Origin of the sequence: Pseudomonas marginalis (genome assembly GCF_024169655.1) — a bacterium.
In the GTDB taxonomy this organism is placed as follows: Bacteria; Pseudomonadota; Gammaproteobacteria; order Pseudomonadales; family Pseudomonadaceae; genus Aquipseudomonas; species Aquipseudomonas paraveronii.
The window spans coordinates 5,782,844-5,799,806 of sequence record NZ_JALJWV010000001.1; the positions used below are offsets into that span (position 1 = coordinate 5,782,844).

A 16,963-nucleotide genomic window follows, 5' to 3' on the forward strand; every position below is an offset into this window, starting at 1 on the left:
CGCCTACATCCCGTGCTGCTTCATCAACCGCGCGTAGCTGCCATCGGTCTTCATCTTGGCAATCTCGCGGTCAAAGCTGGCAACGATCTGCTCATGCTCGGGGTTCTTCAGGCTGACCAGAATATGCAGGCTGTTTTCACTCAACGGCTGCGGCAAAAACTCCACCGAGTTACGCACCCGCGCCGACTCCTGTGCCAGGTAATAGCGGGCGACATATTCGTCCTCCACCGTCAGGCGTACCCGACGCGCGACGAGCATGCGCACCGCCATGGCGAAGTTATGCACCGGGATTTTCTGTAACTGGGGGTCTTGGTCAAACGCCGCTGAATACGCATACCCGCGCACCACGGCGATGGGGTAGTCGTGCAATTGCTCAAGGTTCTGGAACTCGATGGGATCGTCGCGGCGCTTGATAAACACCAAGCGGTTGATCAGGTATCCAGCGGAAAACTGCCCCAGATGCGTGCGCGCGTCGTCATACCAGGCGTTGACCAACACGTCGTAGCGCCCATCGCCGACGCCCATCAACGCGCGGGCCCAGGGCACCTGCTCGAAATCACTGGCATAACCGGCGCGGGCCAAGGCCGTGCTAACAATATCGGTAGCCAGCCCGCCATTGATCAAGGTGGCATCGGTAAAGGGCGGCCAGGCATCCGCCACCAGGCGCAGACGCTGCGCAAACGCCGGCTGGGCCATCAACAACATTCCAATCAAAGCAACGGCACGAGAGAATCGCGGCATGCTTAAAATCCTTGGCGGGCAGGTGGTGGCCTTGACTCAGGCAGTGCCTGAGGATCTAACAGTAGCTCAGATTACACAAAGAACCCGGCGCTGAATGCACACAATGATGGCAGATTGACGTCACTGACAAAAATAGCTGATTTAGACAGAAGTACCTACCGCGCTTACTATCCGGGACAGACACTTCCAAGAGAACCGCACTATGACAGTCGAATGGGTCTGCAAACATCACACCGAGCTGGGCAAGGAACAGCTGTACGCCATTCTGCGCCTGCGCAGCGAGGTCTTCGTCGTCGAGCAAAAGTGCCTCTATCAGGACATCGACGGGCAGGACCTGCAAGGCGATACCCACCACCTGATGGCCTGGAAAGACGATGAACTGGTGGCCTACCTGCGTCTGCTGGACCCGGAAACCCAGGCCGGGGATGTGGTGATTGGCCGGGTGATCGTGGCACCGATGGCTCGCGGCACCGGGCTGGGGCATTTGATGATGGAAGAAGCACTCAAGCAGATCGACGATATCTGGCCAGAGACGCCGATCTTTCTGTCAGCCCAGGCGCATCTGCAGGGTTATTACGCGCGGTATGGTTTTTTGGTGGCGGGCGAGCAATACCTTGAAGACGATATTCCCCACATCGGCATGCGGCGCGCCTGATGGCTCCATCGCGAGCAAGCCCGCTGCCACATTCGCGCGCATTCCAAACGGTGTACGCGGTTAAATGTGGGCGCGGGCTTGCTCGCGATAGCGTCAGCCCAGCGACCGCCAAGCCTCAGGGATAACCCAATACCTGTTTGATCGACGCAAGATTCGCCTCGATCCACCCCCGATCAATCGCGCCCCAATCGCGAATCCGATAATGCCCCGCATGATTGCGCGCGCCGTCTTCCTGCTCAAACTCGCAGACGATATCCAGATCCGCCAACGCCGCAATCGTGTCCTGCGCGGTGCGCCGGGGCATGCCCGTCACCTCGGTCAGCGCCGGCACGCTGCTGGCCTGCTGGCTGTCGATCAAATACGCCACGTACAGGCGGCGGTAGAAGCTGCTTTTGGTCTTGCTCACATCCATGGTCAACCGCCTTGGAAAGTCAGGGTTTGCCCTGCAGATCGCGATACGTGAGGTACACACGCAGGTCGAATTCCACCTGATGGTAGCCCGGCATCATGTATTCACAGAGTTTGTAGAACGCTTTGTTGTGGTCCGATTCCTTGAAGTGCGCCAACTCGTGTACCACGATCATGCGCAGAAACTCCGGGGCAGCCTCCTTGAACAGCGCGGCGATGCGGATTTCTTTCTTGGACTTCAGATTGCCGCCCTGAACCCGCGAGATCGTGGTGTGCAGGCCGAGGGCGCGGTGGGTCAGATCAAGGCGGTTATCGAACAGCACTTTGTCGATGGCCGGCGCGTTGCGCAGGTGCTCCTGCTTCAAAGCCAGCGCGTAGGCGTACAGGGCTTTATCGCTCTGCACGGCGTGACGTTCGGGGTAACGCTGTTCCAGGTAGGCGCCCAACTGGTCCTTGGCGATCAGTTGGCGCACTTGCTCCTGGAGGGCTGCGGGGTAAGCCTGGAGGTATTTCAGTGCGGTCATTGAGGTCTGCAACAGGGTTCGAATGGGCGCCAGTGTAGCGAATTCAACCGGAACGGGCGCGCGACCAGTCGACCACCGCCTCGGCCATCAACGGCTGCGCCGCCCACGGTCCCTGGACAAACGCGCAACCATTGGCCTTGAGCCACTGGGCTTGCTCCTGCGTCTCTACGCCCTCGGCGACCACCAGCACGCCGAAATGCCCGCACAACTCGATAATGCTGCGGGCCATCGCCGCATCCCGCGCCGAGCCCGGCAGGCACGCGATCAATTGGCGGTCGAGCTTGAGCGTGTCGAACTCCAGGTCGCGCAGGTGGGCCAGGGAACAGTGGCCGGAACCGAAGTCATCCAGGGCGATGCGCACCCCAACCGCACGCAGCAACTTGAGCTGCTTGGCGGACTCTTCGAGGTTATGCATCAGGCTGTCCTCACCGATTTCCACTTCCAACTGGCGCCCCTGCAACCCATGTCGGTCGAGCACCTGCTGCAGTTGGCTCGCCAGGTTGGGCATGTTGAACTGGCTGCCGCTCAGGCTCACGCTCAACACCAGCTCATCCTCGAACGCGGCTTGCCACGCTTGGCGCTGGGAAGCGACCTGGTGGTAGATCCAGGCGCTCAACTGACTGATCAGCCGCGCCTCTTCCAGCAGCGGCAAAAACAGCCCAGGCGGTACATCGCCGACACTCGGGTGCTGCCAGCGCAACAATGCCTCGACGCCGCGCAGATGGCCGTCCTCCAGGGACACCTGCGGCTGGTACACCAGGGTGAAATCCTTGTTCTGGATGGCGCTGCGCACGCTGTCTTCGAGCATCAGACGCGAGCGCGCGCGGCCGTTCATTTCCTGATCGTAATAGCGATATTGCTGACGCCCCGCACGCTTGGCTTCATACATGGCGATGTCAGCCGCACGCAACAGGCCACTCAAGTCCGAGCCGCAATCCGGGAAAGTCGCGATGCCGATGCTGACCCCGAGCATCACCTCCAAACCGTCAACCTGCTGGCCAACAGACACGCGCTCGATCAGTTTCTCGGCAATCTTCGCTGCCTGCTCGGGGAACTCCAGCTCCAGCAACGCCGTGAACTCATCCCCGCCCATGCGTCCGAGAATGTCGTAGGAACGCAGGCAACTCTGCAACTGTTCCGAGACCCAGCGCAGCACCCGATCACCGGCGTCATGCCCCAGCGAATCGTTGACCCGCTTGAAGCCGTCGAGGTCCAGGTACAGCAAGACCAAGGACTGCTCGGTCCGATCACTGCGCAGCAGCGAGTTTTCCACCGCCTGGTAAAAACCACGGCGGTTCAACAAGCCGGTCAGCGGGTCGGTCACCGCCTGGAATTCCAGTTGTTGATGCAAATGGCGAACTTCGGACATGTCCAACACGGTCACCACCATGGCCTTTCGCTCGGTAGGCAATGGCGCACAGGACAGCGCCACCGGCACCTGCTGACCACGTCCGGTGCGCAAGATCGCATCGTGCAAGCGCCAGGTTTCGCCGCAGCGGTAACTGGCGCACATCTGCGACTCAAGCCAGGCCGGCACATGGGGTTTTTGCAGGAAACCCAGGAAGTCCTGGCCTTTGAGTTCATGGAGCGTGGCATTGAGCAGACGCGAAATCGCCGGGTTGGCGTACTCGATCACGCCCGCCTCGCTGACCACCAGGATGCCTTCGGCGGCGTTATCCAGCACCGAGGCGTTGAAGGCGCGGGCGGATTCCAGGTCATGACTCAGGCGCTGCAAGGCCCGGCGATTGCGCTGGTGCTCCAGCAACGCCTGAACCTTGGGCTTGAGAATATGCGGGTCGAAGGGTTTGAACATGTAGTCGATGGCACCGCTGGCATAACCCTCCAGCACGGCGGCCGGCGATTGCGCATTGGCGCTCAGAAAGATGATCGGTGTCATGCGCGTGCGCTGGCTGCCGCGCATCAGGCGGGCGACTTCAAAACCGTCCATGCCGGGCATCATTACGTCGAGCAGCACCAAGTCGACTTCGTGCTGGAGCAACAGCTCCAGAGCCTCCAGGCCGGAACCGGCGGTCACCACCTGCCAGTCATCACGCTGCAAAAGGGCACGCATGCTGATCAGGTTTTCCGGGTAGTCATCGACCACCAGAAGAACCGAACCACCATCGCCTGGGTGTGGAGCGCATTCCATGCTACGTCTCTTCCTTAAGGTGCCGCACCGGTCAGTTCTGACAGAAAAACCAGGCAAGCACTGAGGTCTCACTCTAGCCTTGGTTCCCAAAAATCAGAAGTGACGCGGGTGCCATCATTGCGCCAAAAACTGGTAAGCCGACTAACGGTCAACCTCTACAGCCCACGTTTCATGCGGAACATGGCTTTTTGACATTCCCTTGGCGCCAATAACTTGCCAGTCATTGATTAACAAGCGGTGGGCTACCGCCTATAAAGATGCTGTCTGGCCCAAGGGCCAAAGCCTACACCTATCTGTAAAAAGGCCTACGCCATGATTGATCTTTCCACCTGGAACCTAAGCATTCCGGTCGGCTCGCCCCCCACGACGATCGACACCCCAAAGCTGATGAATGGTTTCAACGACCAATATTTCCAGGCCGAAGGCAGCAACGTGCAATTCTGGACACCCGTCACCGGCACCCGCACCGAAAACGCCATTTACCCCCGCAGCGAACTGCGCGAAACCTACGCCGATGGTCGCCTGCGCAACTGGACCTACCCCGAAGCCGACAATTATCTACGCGCCACATTGACCGTCAATCAGGTGCCCTCCTCCGGGAAAATCGTCATCGGCCAGATCCACGCCTATGACAGCCAAAAACCGCTGATCAAGCTGGAATACCAATTCAAGGAAAAAACCCAGACCGGCAACATCGTCGCCAAGGTCCGCATGCGCCCGGACGAGGATGAAAGCCGGGTGATCATCGTCGCCTCCAATGTGCCGCTGGAGAAGAGCTTTACGTACACCATCAACCTCAATAAAGCCGGCTTGCTCAGCGTGTACGCCGCCGACGATGAGTGGAACGAACGCATTGGCGCGGCATGGGGCAGCAAGCTGCTGTATTTCAAGGCGGGGACGTATGTGCAGGACAACAGTGGCGACAGCAAGGAAGGCGCACGGGTGACGTTTGCCAAGTTGGATATCGATCACGAGTGAACGCAGGCTTGGTTGATCTTTAAGTCGGCGCTGTCCGCGATGGCGGTGGGTCAGTGACCGAACGGGCGGGCTGACAGTCCGCCATCGCGGGCAAGCCCGGCTCCCACATGTGTCCTGCGTCGACTGAGGGTTAAGGGCTCGTCCTACACGATTCGCCGAGCGCGACCTGCAAGCGGATCAAATCCCAGCCAAAAAGAAGCCCGCATCGCTGCGGGCTTCTTTTTTAAACGCCTGAGGCTCAGTTCACCTTGGCGTTCAACTCACCTTTCAGGTAACGCTGGTACATCGCTTCCAACGAGATCGGCTTGATCTTCGAAGCATTGCCCGCAGTACCAAACGCTTCATAACGTGCGATACACACATCGCGCATCGCCGTCACGGTGGCGCCGAAGAATTTACGTGGGTCGAATTCGCTCGGGTTGGTGGCCATCAGGCGACGCATCGCGCCGGTGGACGCCAGGCGCAGGTCGGTGTCGATGTTGACCTTGCGCACGCCGTACTTGATGCCTTCGACGATTTCTTCAACCGGCACGCCGTAGGTTTCTTTGATGTCGCCGCCGTACTGGTTGATGATCGCCAGCCATTCTTGCGGCACCGAGGAAGAACCGTGCATCACCAGGTGGGTGTTGGGGATGCGCTTGTGGATTTCCTTGATGCGGTCGATGGCCAACACGTCGCCGGTCGGTGGCTTGGTGAACTTGTAGGCGCCGTGGCTGGTGCCGATGGCGATGGCCAGGGCGTCGACCTGGGTCTTCTTGACGAAGTCGGCAGCTTCTTCCGGATCGGTCAGCATCTGGCTGTGATCCAGCACGCCTTCGGCGCCGATGCCGTCTTCTTCGCCGGCCATGCCGGTTTCCAGGGAACCCAGGCAACCCAGCTCGCCTTCAACCGATACGCCGCAGGCGTGAGCCAGGGCCACGGTTTGTTGGGTGACGCGCACGTTGTATTCGTAGTCGGTCGGGGTCTTGCCGTCTTCGCCGAGGGAACCGTCCATCATCACCGAGCTGAAGCCCAGTTGGATGGAACGCTGGCACACGTCCGGGCTGGTGCCGTGGTCCTGGTGCATGCACACCGGGATGTGCGGGAATTCTTCGATCGCGGCGAGGATCAGATGACGCAGGAACGGGGCGCCAGCATATTTGCGCGCACCGGCCGAGGCCTGGACGATCACTGGGGAGTCGGTCTTGTCAGCGGCTTCCATGATGGCGCGCATCTGCTCAAGGTTGTTGACGTTAAAAGCTGGGACGCCATAGCCGAACTCGGCTGCGTGGTCCAGCATTTGACGCATGCTGATAAGTGCCATTGTGTTGTCTCTCCCGGTCGAGGGTCGTTAATCGTGCAAGCCTGCCGTAGCGGCGGCTGCTATTCAAGTTATTGCCGGTCAGGCTTTGCATGCCTGGCTTGCTGAATCGTTTTTTCACTGTCCGGTTCACCGCTTGTATCACTTTGGAACCGGATCAATGTGGGAGGGGCGGTGCGACGATTCGACTTGCCCGCGATGGCGGTTTACCTGTCGACATCGCGGGGGGCTGACCCACCGCTATCGGGGGCAAGCCCCCTCCCACATTTTGGTCTCATTAATTTTGAGACCGTGTTTTGTTTACTGGGCTTTGCAGCCACGCCCGATCAGATCGTCAGTGGCCACCCAGTAAACCAGGCCTTCCTCACCTTTTGTGTGAAACGCCAACTGGTCGTTGCTGTACAGCACACCCGACGCCGCCACGTCCTGCTTGAGGCGGTAAACCTGGGGCGAGCCGCCGAGGCGGACGTCCACTCCGGTGTGGGCCGGGTTGGCAAAGCGCCAGTTGACCTCGGCCTTGCTGTCGCAGGTCCAGGTCGTCCATTTGTCAGCAGGCTCTGCCTTGTTGAACATGTTCATGCTGCTGCAACCGGCCAGTAGGGCCAGTGCTGCCAGGGCGAAAACGCCTTTCATTGCCAATCCTCGCACGCAGGCCCAAGGTCTGCGTTGCTGTCGGTTAGTTGATCAGACCCGTCAAGGGCAACCCTGTTCCTGACCGTTGGGCGCAGAGTCGTATTTCTCCAGCCGTTCGTTGCCCATGCGCTTGTTGATCACCGGCATGGTCTCGGCTTGCCAATCGGCCTGGTAGCAGTTTTTTTTCTGCGCAGGCAGCGCTTTTCCAGGCGCCGGCGCCGCGCTCGGCGTGCTGCCGCAGCCGGCCAACAGGCCCGCTGCGATCACCAGTGCCAACGACTTGATCATGGGAATGCTCCTTTTCCTGATCTGCCTCAGCCTTTGGCTCGGCTTTCCAGGACTTCAACGGCAGGCAGGACTTTACCTTCGACAAATTCGAGGAACGCGCCGCCACCGGTGGAAATGTAGGAGATCTGGTCGGCAACGCCATATTTATCGATGGCCGCCAGGGTGTCGCCGCCGCCGGCGATGGAGAATGCCGAGCTTTCGGCGATGGCCTTGGCCAGCACTTTGGTGCCGTTGCCGAATTGGTCGAACTCGAACACGCCGACCGGGCCGTTCCACAGGATGGTCCGGGAGGCTTTCAGCAGCTCTGCGAAGTTGGCCGCGGTTTGCGGGCCGATGTCCAGGATCATGTCATCGGCCTCTACGTCATCGATGAGTTTGACTGTGGCTTCGGCGCTTTCGGCGAATTCCTTGGCCACGACCACGTCCACCGGCAGCGGCACGCTGACCTTGGCGGCGATGGCACGCGCGGTGTCCAGCAGGTCCGGCTCGTACAGCGACTTGCCCACCGGGTGGCCGGCTGCGGCCAGGAACGTGTTGGCAATGCCGCCGCCGACGATCAGTTGGTTGCAGATCTGGCTCAGGCTGTTGAGCACGTCCAGCTTGGTGGAGACTTTGGAGCCGGCCACGATGGCCGCCATTGGCTGGGCCGGCGCACCCAGGGCCTTGCCCAGTGCTTCCAGCTCGGCAGCCAGCAACGGGCCAGCAGCCGCGACCTTGGCGAACTTGGCCACGCCGTGGGTCGAGCCTTCGGCACGGTGAGCGGTGCCGAAAGCGTCCATCACGAACACGTCGCACAGGGCGGCGTATTGCTGGGCCAGTTCGTCACTGTTCTTTTTCTCGCCCTTGTTGAAGCGCACGTTTTCGAACAGCACGATGTCGCCGGCCTTCACGTCGACGCCGCCCAGGTAGTCAGCTACCAGCGGCACGTCGCGGCCCAGGGCCTTGCTCAGGTAATCGGCCACAGGCTTGAGGCTGTTTTCAGCCGAGAACTCACCTTCGGTCGGACGACCCAGGTGGGAGCAAACCATCACGGCCGCACCTTTTTCCAGGGCCAGCTTGATGGTCGGCAGCGAGGCCAGGATTCGCGCATCGCTGGTGACAACACCGTCCTTGACTGGGACGTTGAGGTCTTCGCGGATCAGTACGCGTTTACCTTGCAGATCGAGGTCGGTCATCTTCAACACGGTCATGGGTGGCAATTCCTGAGAGTCTTTGAATTAGAGAACGGATTTTGGGGAGGCTATGTGCAGATAGTGCTCTGCGACGTCCAGCATACGGTTGGCAAACCCCCATTCGTTGTCGAACCAGGCCAGGATGTTTACCAGCCTCGGGCCGGAAACGCGGGTCTGGCTGGCATCGACAATCGCCGAATGCGGGTCATGGTTGAAATCACAACTGGCGTGAGGCAATTCAGTGTAGGCCAACAAGCCTTTGAGCGGGCCGCTGGCGGCGGCGTCGCGCAGAATCCGGTTGACCTCCACCGCATCGGTGTCGCTGACGGTTTGCATGGTGATGTCCAGACAGGACACGTTCACCGTCGGCACCCGCACGGCTTTGGCCTGAATTCTCCCGGCAAGTTCCGGCAACAGTCGTTCGATGCCGCGCGCCAGACCAGTGGACACCGGAATCACCGACTGAAACGCCGAACGCGTGCGGCGCAGGTCTTCGTGGTGATAAGCGTCGATCACCGGCTGGTCGTTCATGGCCGAGTGGATGGTGGTAATCGACACGTAGTCCACGCCGATCGCCTGATCCAGCAGGCGCAACAGCGGCACACTGCAGTTGGTGGTGCAGGAGGCGTTGGACACCAGCCGCTCAGCGCCGGTCAGGCAATCCTGGTTGATGCCGTAGACGATGGTGGCGTCGACATCCGCCTCGCTGGCCATCGGCTGGGAAAACAGCACGCGGGGTGCGCCGGCGTCGAGAAAACGCTGGCCGTCGGCACGGGTGTTATAGGCACCGGAGCATTCCAACACCAGGTCGACGCCCAGCGCCGCCCAGTCGATGCCCTCGGGGGTGGCACTGCGCAACACTTTCACGCAGTCGCCATTGATATGCAGACAATCGCCGTCGACCCGCACTTCGCCGGGGAAGCGGCCGTGGGTGGAGTCAAAGCGTGTCAGGTATTCGATGCTGGCCATGTCGGCCAAATCGTTGATCGCAACAATCTCAAACCCGGCCGCCGGCCCTCGCTCGAACAGAGCACGCAAGACGCAACGACCAATGCGGCCGTAGCCGTTGAGTGCAACTTTGTAGGGACGCGGTTGGGGCATGGGGTTCTCGCAGTGTGGGCGACACAAACCATCTAACCAATGTAGGAGCGAGCTTGCTCGCGAAGATCGTCAACGATAACGCAGCGTCTCTGGTTTGACGCGGCGCTCTCTCGTTCTTCGCGAGCAAGCTCGCTCCTACAGTGGGTGCGATGGGCAGTCGCCACCGCACATCTGTGTGCAGCAGCCAGTTGGCCACCGCGTTCGCGCTTTTAGTCTTCCAGCAGCTCTTCAGCCTGACCCAGGATGTTTTCCAGGGTGAAACCGAACTCTTCGAACAAGGCTGGCGCCGGCGCCGACTCACCGTAGGTGGTCATGCCGATCACGCGGCCTTCCAGGCCCACGTACTTGTACCAGTAGTCGGCGTGGGCCGCTTCGATGGCGATACGCGCACTGACCTGCAACGGCAATACCGATTGCTTGTAGTCCGCGTCCTGGGCTTCGAACACGCTGGTGCAGGGCATGGACACCACGCGCACGCTACGGCCTTGGGCAGTCAGTTTGTCGTAGGCCTGAACGGTCAGGCCGACTTCGGAACCGGTGGAGATCAGGATCAGCTCCGGCTCGCCGATGCAGTCCTTGAGCACGTAGCCACCGCGGCTGATGTCGGCGATCTGCGCGTCGGTGCGCACCTGATGTTGCAGGTTCTGACGCGAGAAGATCAGCGCCGAAGGGCCATCCTTGCGCTCGATCGCGTGTTTCCAGGCCACGGCGGATTCGACCGCGTCGGCTGGGCGCCAGCAATCCAGGTTCGGCGTGGTACGCAGGCTGGTCAGTTGCTCGACCGGCTGGTGGGTCGGGCCGTCTTCGCCCAGGCCGATGGAGTCGTGGGTGTACACGTGGATCACGCGTTTCTTCATCAGCGCGGCCATGCGCACGGCGTTGCGCGCGTATTCCATGAACATCAGGAAGGTCGCGCCGTAAGGCACCAGGCCGCCGTGCAGGGACACGCCGTTCATGATCGCGCTCATGCCGAATTCGCGCACGCCGTAGTACATGTAGTTGCCGCTGGCGTCTTCGGCGGAAACACCTTTGCAACCTTTCCACAGGGTCAGGTTGGAACCGGCCAGGTCGGCCGAACCGCCGAGGAACTCAGGCAGCAGCGGGCCAAAGGCGTTCAGGGTGTTCTGGCTGGCTTTACGGCTGGCGATCGTCTCGCCCTTGGCCGCGACTTCGGCGATGTAGGCCGAGGCTTTTTCCGAGAAGTCGGCAGGCAGGTCACCGGCGAGGCGACGTACCAGCTCATTGGCAAGCTCCGGGAATTCGGCGGAGTAGGCGGCGAAACGCTGGTCCCACTCAGCTTCGGTGGCCAGGCCTTGTTCCTTGGCATCCCATTCGGCGTAGATGTCGGCCGGGATTTCGAACGGGCCGTAGTTCCACTTCAGCGCTTCACGGGTCAGGGCGATTTCCGCGTCACCCAGTGGGGCGCCGTGGCAGTCTTCTTTACCTTGCTTGTTCGGCGAGCCGAAACCGATGGTGGTCTTGCAGCAGATCAGGGTCGGCTGCTCGCTCTTGCGGGCGGTGTCGATGGCGGTCTTGATTTCTTCCGGGTCGTGGCCGTCGACGTTGCGGATCACTTGCCAGTTGTAGGCTTCGAAACGCTTAGGGGTGTCGTCGGTGAACCAGCCTTCGACTTCGCCGTCGATGGAGATGCCGTTGTCGTCGTAGAAGGCAATCAGCTTGCCCAGGCCCAGGGTGCCGGCCAGGGAGGCGACCTCGTGGGAAATGCCTTCCATCATGCAGCCATCACCCAGGAATACGTAGGTGTGGTGGTCGACGATGTCGTGGCCGGGGCGGTTGAACTGCGCGCCCAGGACTTTTTCAGCCAGCGCGAAACCGACGGCGTTGGCCAGGCCTTGGCCCAGGGGACCGGTGGTGGTCTCGACGCCTGGGGTGTAGCCGAATTCCGGGTGACCCGGAGTGCGGCTGTGCAACTGGCGGAAGTTTTTCAGATCGTCGATGGTGAGATCGTAGCCGGTCAGGTGCAGCAGCGAGTAGATCAGCATCGAGCCGTGGCCGTTGGACAGCACGAAGCGGTCACGGTCGGCGAACGATGGGTTGCTCGGGTTGTGTTTCAGGTAGTCACGCCAAAGGACCTCGGCGATATCCGCCATGCCCATCGGGGCACCGGGATGGCCGCTGTTGGCTTTTTGCACGGCATCCATGCTGAGGGCACGAATGGCGTTGGCACGCTCACGACGGCTGGGCATCGCTGTTCTCCTGAGGGTTGAATAAAAGAAACGGAAAAAAGGACCGGCATTTTCCCTCAGCCACCGCCTGCGGGCAATGACAGATAGTCACTTGAGGGTGTTTTTCCTGCGGTTTGCCCGGCAATCGCCTGCAGAACTCGGCCGCCACTTCGTCTAAGGGGGATAGCGCTCGCTTATAACCGCCACTTATCGAGCAATATCAAAACTTTTTGATATTGCCCTTGCGATGATTTCCACCCATCACTAGACTGCTGGCCTTATGAACCTACCCATGCCCTCCCTGCGTCCCGACGATGGCGATGAACTGGCTGCCTTATGCAAGGCCGCTGGCGATCCGTTGCGCCTGAACGTACTGCGGGCGCTGGCCAACGACTCCTTCGGCGTGCTGGAACTGGCGCAGATCTTCGCCATTGGCCAGTCGGGCATGAGCCATCACTTGAAGGTCCTGGCCCAGGCCGACCTGGTGGCCACCCGTCGCGAAGGCAATGCAATTTTTTACCGCCGCGCCCTGCCCCATACCGAGCTGCTCGGCGGCAAGCTGCACAGCGCGCTGCTGGAAGAAGTGGACAACTTGAGTCTGCCCAGCGACGTACAGTCGCGCATCGGCCAGGTGCATGGGCAGCGCGCAGCGGCCAGCCAGGACTTTTTCTCACGGGTTGCCGAAAAGTTTCGCGCCCAGCAGGACCTGATCGCCGGTTTGCCCCAATATCGCGAAAGTGTACTGGCGCTGCTGGACAAGCTGAGCTTCAGTCATGAAGCGACCGCCCTGGAAGTCGGGCCAGGGGATGGCGGCTTTTTGCCGGAACTGGCGCGCCGTTTTCAACAGGTCACGGCGCTGGACAACAGCCCGGCGATGCTCGAACTGGCGCGCCAGTTGTGCGAGCGCGAGGCCCTGGGCAACGTCAGCCTGCAGTTGGCCGACGCCCTGAATGACACCAGCCTGCGGGCCGATTGCGTGGTGCTGAACATGGTCCTGCACCATTTCGCGGCCCCCGCCGACGCCCTCAAGCAGATGGCGAATTTGCTGCAACCCGGCGGTAGCCTGCTGGTTACAGATTTATGCAGCCACAACCAGAATTGGGCCAGGGAGGCCTGCGGTGATCTCTGGTTGGGTTTTGAACAGGACGATCTGGCCCGTTGGGCCACCGCTGCGGGACTCGTTCCCGGGGAAAGCCTCTATGTAGGTTTACGTAATGGTTTCCAGATCCAGGTCCGCCATTTTCAGCGACCGGCTGGCGACACTCACCATCGGTAAATATCAGGAAAACATCGAGATGAGCGAATACTCCCTTTTCACCTCCGAGTCCGTGTCTGAAGGGCATCCGGACAAAATCGCCGACCAGATTTCTGATGCGGTGCTGGACGCCATCATTGCTGAAGACAAGTTCGCCCGTGTGGCGTGCGAGACTCTGGTGAAAACGGGCGTGGCGATCATCGCCGGCGAAGTCACCACCTCGGCCTGGGTCGACCTGGAGCATATCGTCCGTGAGGTGATCACCAACATCGGCTACAACAGCTCCAACGTCGGCTTTGACGGCGCGACCTGCGGCGTGATGAACATCATCGGCAAGCAGTCCCCGGACATCAACCAGGGTGTCGACCGCGCCAAGCCAGAAGACCAGGGCGCCGGCGACCAGGGCCTGATGTTCGGCTATGCCAGCAACGAAACCGACGTGCTGATGCCGGCCCCGATTACCTTCTCGCACCAACTGGTAAAGCGTCAGGCCGAAGCGCGTAAATCCGGCCTGCTGCCGTGGCTGCGGCCGGACGCCAAGTCCCAGGTCACCTGTCGTTATGAAGGCGGCAAAGTGGTCGGCATCGATGCTGTCGTGCTGTCGACCCAGCACAACCCGGACGTTTCCTATGCCGACCTGCGCGAAGGCGTGATGGAGCTGATCGTCAAGCACGTGCTGCCGGCTGAACTGCTGAGCAAGGACACCCAATTCCACATCAACCCGACCGGCCAATTCATCATTGGTGGCCCGGTGGGCGACTGCGGCCTGACCGGGCGCAAGATCATCGTCGACAGCTACGGCGGCATGGCCCGTCACGGCGGTGGCGCGTTCTCCGGTAAAGATCCATCCAAGGTTGACCGTTCGGCGGCCTACGCCGGTCGTTACGTGGCCAAGAACATCGTCGCCGCCGGCCTGGCCGAGCGTTGCGAGATTCAGGTGTCCTACGCCATCGGCGTGGCCCAGCCTACGTCGATCTCGCTGAACACCTTCGGCACCGGCAAGATCAGCGATGACAAGATCGTCAAGCTGGTGCGTGAGATCTTCGACCTGCGCCCTTACGCAATCACCACCATGCTCGACCTGCTGCACCCGATGTACCAGGAAACCGCGGCCTACGGCCACTTCGGCCGTACCCCGGCGCAGAAGACTGTCGGCGACGACACCTTCACCACGTTCACCTGGGAAAAAACCGACCGCGCCGACGACCTGCGTATCGCTGCCGGCCTGTAATCGCTTGCGGTAGCCACAGCCCTGCCGGGTTCGCCCGGTGGGGCTTTTTATTGCCGCGTGATTCGCGTCGTTCTTCAGATTTTTTGGATCCAAACCTTGCAGGCCAAATAATGGCCCACTAGAATCCGCGCCCTCCCGGGCCCTCCACCTAATTCTGGATATTGCACTGCGCCAGCCCGGGACTCATCAACGCGCAGGCAATCGAACATTGAGGTTTTCATGCGCATTTCCACGCTCGCCCCTACCGCCCTGCTGCTCAGCCTGTTCGCCCTGCCGGTAAATGCCGCCGACCTGAGCGCTCTGAGTGGCGCACTGAGCTCCCAACTCGGTGGCGGTAACTCCGGCGACTGCCAACAGCAAGCCAAAGACCTGCAAACCAAGATCGATGCGGCCAATGCCAAAAACGACACCTTGAAAGTGAAGGCCTTCGAAGCCGCCCTGGAGCAGGTCAACAAAGGCTGTAACAAACTCGCCGAGTCCCAGGCCAACGTTGATGCCAAGCAGCAAAAGCAGCAGGCCAAGACAGAAAACAACGATGCCGTGAAAGCCTTGGGTGGTTTGTTCAAGTAAGCAGAAACACCCGGTAAAAAGCCCCGACCGGTCGGGGCTTTTTTGTGGGCGCGAAGATCCCTTAGGCTGAACGCCCCTTACCGAGCAAGGATGCTCCCGATGCGCCTGCTGATTGTTCTTTTACTCAGTGTTCTAACCGGGCTGGCCAGGGCTGAAGAGTGCCCCGATGATGCGCGCGCGCAGATCGGCCCGCTGGCCCGGCAAATCAGTCTCTGGGATGACAACTACCACCGGCTCGGCCATTCGCCCATCAGCGATGAACTCTACGACCAGGCCCGCCAACGCCTGGCTCACTGGCACCGGTGCTTTCCCCAACCGGCTGCGCTGGCTGACAAGCCGTTGGCCAGCTCACGAGGCACCTCGCCGCACCCGGTGGCCCATACGGGCCTGGAAAAATTGCTCGACGAACACGCCGTCGGCGAATGGCTCCGGGCTCGCCAAGACGTCTGGATTCAGCCCAAGGTCGATGGTGTCGCCGTGACCCTGGTCTACCGCCAGGGGCGCTTGCGCCAAGTGATCAGTCGGGGCGACGGCCTGCTCGGCCAGGATTGGTCTGCCTCCGCGAAAAAAATCCCCGGCATCGTCCAGCAACTGCCGGAGCCCATCGACCTTGTGCTGCAAGGTGAGCTTTACTGGCGTCTCGACGACCACGTGCAATCGACGCTCGGCGGGCTTAATGCGCGCAGCAAGGTGGCCGGCCTGATGAACCGTCGACAATTGAACGACGCCGAGGCGGCCGGGATCGGTCTGTTTGTCTGGGCCTGGCCCGATGGCCCGGCAGACTTTACCGAACGCCTGGCCACCCTGGCAGGCTGGGGCTTCACCGACAGCCAACGCTACAGCCAACCCATCCAGAACATCACCGACGCCGCCCGCTGGCGCACCTACTGGTACAACCACCCACTGCCGTTTGCCAGTGATGGCGTCGTGCTGCACCAGGCCACCCGCGCACCCGCCAAGCGCTGGCAGGTCAGCGCGCCTTACTGGGCGGTCGCCTGGAAATATCCCGCAGCAAACGCCCTGGCGCTGGTACGCAAGGTGCAGTTCAACATTGGCCGCACCGGGCGCATCACGCCTGTCCTGGAACTCGAACCGGTGCGGCTGGACGACAGGCAGATCAGCCGCGTCAGCACCGGCTCCCTGCAACGCTGGAAAACATTGGATATCCGCCCCGGCGACCAGGTTTCCATCAGCCTCGCCGGCCAGGTCATTCCGCGATTGGACGAGGTGGTCCTGCGCAACGAGACCAGAGTCGACATCCAAGTCCCCAACGCCCGGGACTTTCACGCCCTGAGTTGCTGGCAACTGGACCCCGGCTGTGAAGAACAGTTGCTGGCCCGCCTGACCTGGTTGAGCGGCAACCAGGGCCTGGGCCTGCCGCATATGGGCCGGGAGACGTGGAACGTATTGATCCAGGCCGGTCTAATCGCAGGCTTCCTCGATTGGTTGACCCTGGATGCGGCAGAGCTTGCTAACATTGAAGGCTTCGGCGATCGCAGCCGTGCGCGGGTGCTCGACAGTATTCGCAGCGCACGGCAACGGCCTTTTGCTCAATGGCTCAAAGCCCTGGGCGTGCCACCCGCGGCACGCAATAACCTGGAAGGCGACTGGCAGGCGCTGGTTGCCAAGGACACCCAAGCCTGGCTGGCCCTGGATGGCATCGGCCCGGGACGCGCGGCGCAACTGAGCGCTTTTTTTCGCGACCCGCAGATCCAGGCTTTGGCTGAGACACTACGCGTGGCTGGGATTGACGGGTTTTGAACCTGACCCGG

16 protein-coding genes are annotated in these 16,963 nt (G+C 61.1%); 6 read left to right on the forward strand and 10 right to left on the reverse strand.

Going from position 1 to position 16,963, the window contains the following annotated elements; all coding sequences use genetic code 11:
- Nucleotides 1-3 precede the first annotated feature (3 nt).
- Nucleotides 4-741, reverse strand: coding sequence for a substrate-binding periplasmic protein (locus J2Y83_RS26740; protein ID WP_253399839.1), 738 nt, complete (start codon nucleotides 739-741; stop codon nucleotides 4-6).
- A 202-nt stretch (nucleotides 742-943) separates the two neighbouring features.
- On the opposite strand from J2Y83_RS26740, the gene J2Y83_RS26745 reads away from it, so the two are divergent.
- Nucleotides 944-1,396 carry a GNAT family N-acetyltransferase gene (locus tag J2Y83_RS26745; RefSeq protein WP_253399841.1) on the forward strand — a complete coding sequence of 151 codons (453 nt, stop codon included), beginning with the start codon at nucleotides 944-946 and terminating at the stop codon, nucleotides 1,394-1,396.
- 115 nt (nucleotides 1,397-1,511) lie between these two features.
- On the opposite strand, the gene J2Y83_RS26750 is transcribed toward J2Y83_RS26745, so the two are convergent.
- Genes J2Y83_RS26750 through J2Y83_RS26760 form a run of 3 tightly spaced genes read right to left on the reverse strand, consistent with a single transcriptional unit; the run spans nucleotide 1,512 to nucleotide 4,477 of the window.
- Nucleotides 1,512-1,808 carry a winged helix-turn-helix domain-containing protein gene (locus tag J2Y83_RS26750; RefSeq protein ID WP_247404038.1) on the reverse strand — a complete coding sequence of 99 codons (297 nt, stop codon included), beginning with the start codon at nucleotides 1,806-1,808 and terminating at the stop codon, nucleotides 1,512-1,514.
- 19 nt (nucleotides 1,809-1,827) lie between these two features.
- Nucleotides 1,828-2,328 (reverse strand): M48 metallopeptidase family protein, encoded by a 501-nt coding sequence (locus J2Y83_RS26755; RefSeq protein WP_010207148.1) that lies wholly within the window; start codon nucleotides 2,326-2,328, stop codon nucleotides 1,828-1,830.
- Between the two features lie 43 nt (nucleotides 2,329-2,371).
- A complete protein-coding gene (locus J2Y83_RS26760) occupies nucleotides 2,372-4,477 on the reverse strand; it encodes a putative bifunctional diguanylate cyclase/phosphodiesterase (RefSeq protein ID WP_253399843.1) in 2,106 nt (701 codons plus the stop codon).
- A gap of 312 nt (nucleotides 4,478-4,789) precedes the next feature.
- Between J2Y83_RS26760 and J2Y83_RS26765 the strand changes: the two genes are divergently transcribed.
- On the forward strand, nucleotides 4,790-5,455 hold the full coding sequence (locus J2Y83_RS26765) for a polysaccharide lyase family 7 protein (RefSeq protein ID WP_253399845.1): 666 nt from the start codon (nucleotides 4,790-4,792) through the stop codon (nucleotides 5,453-5,455).
- Between the two features lie 238 nt (nucleotides 5,456-5,693).
- On the opposite strand, the gene fba is transcribed toward J2Y83_RS26765, so the two are convergent.
- From fba to tkt, 6 genes are all read right to left on the reverse strand, one after another.
- A complete protein-coding gene (fba, locus tag J2Y83_RS26770; protein WP_247404048.1) occupies nucleotides 5,694-6,758 on the reverse strand; it encodes a class II fructose-bisphosphate aldolase in 1,065 nt (354 codons plus the stop codon).
- A 297-nt stretch (nucleotides 6,759-7,055) separates the two neighbouring features.
- Nucleotides 7,056-7,388 (reverse strand): MliC family protein, encoded by a 333-nt coding sequence (locus J2Y83_RS26775; protein WP_253399847.1) that lies wholly within the window; start codon nucleotides 7,386-7,388, stop codon nucleotides 7,056-7,058.
- 60 nt (nucleotides 7,389-7,448) lie between these two features.
- Nucleotides 7,449-7,676 (reverse strand): hypothetical protein, encoded by a 228-nt coding sequence (locus J2Y83_RS26780; protein ID WP_253399849.1) that lies wholly within the window; start codon nucleotides 7,674-7,676, stop codon nucleotides 7,449-7,451.
- A gap of 26 nt (nucleotides 7,677-7,702) precedes the next feature.
- Nucleotides 7,703-8,866: a phosphoglycerate kinase gene (locus tag J2Y83_RS26785; protein WP_253399850.1), complete on the reverse strand. Its 1,164-nt coding sequence runs from the start codon at nucleotides 8,864-8,866 to the stop codon at nucleotides 7,703-7,705.
- A gap of 27 nt (nucleotides 8,867-8,893) precedes the next feature.
- Nucleotides 8,894-9,949, reverse strand: a complete 1,056-nt coding sequence (gene epd, locus J2Y83_RS26790) for an erythrose-4-phosphate dehydrogenase (RefSeq protein WP_253399851.1) — start codon at nucleotides 9,947-9,949, stop codon at nucleotides 8,894-8,896.
- Between the two features lie 209 nt (nucleotides 9,950-10,158).
- On the reverse strand, nucleotides 10,159-12,156 hold the full coding sequence (tkt, locus tag J2Y83_RS26795) for a transketolase (protein ID WP_253399852.1): 1,998 nt from the start codon (nucleotides 12,154-12,156) through the stop codon (nucleotides 10,159-10,161).
- A gap of 259 nt (nucleotides 12,157-12,415) precedes the next feature.
- On the opposite strand from tkt, the gene J2Y83_RS26800 reads away from it, so the two are divergent.
- The 4 genes from J2Y83_RS26800 to ligB all read left to right on the forward strand — a co-directional run bounded on the left by J2Y83_RS26800 (nucleotide 12,416) and on the right by ligB (nucleotide 16,952).
- Nucleotides 12,416-13,411, forward strand: coding sequence for an ArsR/SmtB family transcription factor (locus tag J2Y83_RS26800; RefSeq protein WP_253399853.1), 996 nt, complete (start codon nucleotides 12,416-12,418; stop codon nucleotides 13,409-13,411).
- 19 nt (nucleotides 13,412-13,430) lie between these two features.
- Nucleotides 13,431-14,621, forward strand: a complete 1,191-nt coding sequence (gene metK, locus J2Y83_RS26805) for a methionine adenosyltransferase (protein WP_247398970.1) — start codon at nucleotides 13,431-13,433, stop codon at nucleotides 14,619-14,621.
- Between the two features lie 219 nt (nucleotides 14,622-14,840).
- The gene (locus J2Y83_RS26810; protein ID WP_253399854.1) at nucleotides 14,841-15,191 is read left to right on the forward strand and encodes a DUF1090 family protein; all 351 of its coding nucleotides are present in this window, start codon (nucleotides 14,841-14,843) and stop codon (nucleotides 15,189-15,191) included.
- 99 nt (nucleotides 15,192-15,290) lie between these two features.
- On the forward strand, nucleotides 15,291-16,952 hold the full coding sequence (gene ligB, locus J2Y83_RS26815) for an NAD-dependent DNA ligase LigB (RefSeq protein ID WP_253399855.1): 1,662 nt from the start codon (nucleotides 15,291-15,293) through the stop codon (nucleotides 16,950-16,952).
- The last annotated feature ends 11 nt before the right edge of the window (nucleotides 16,953-16,963 follow it).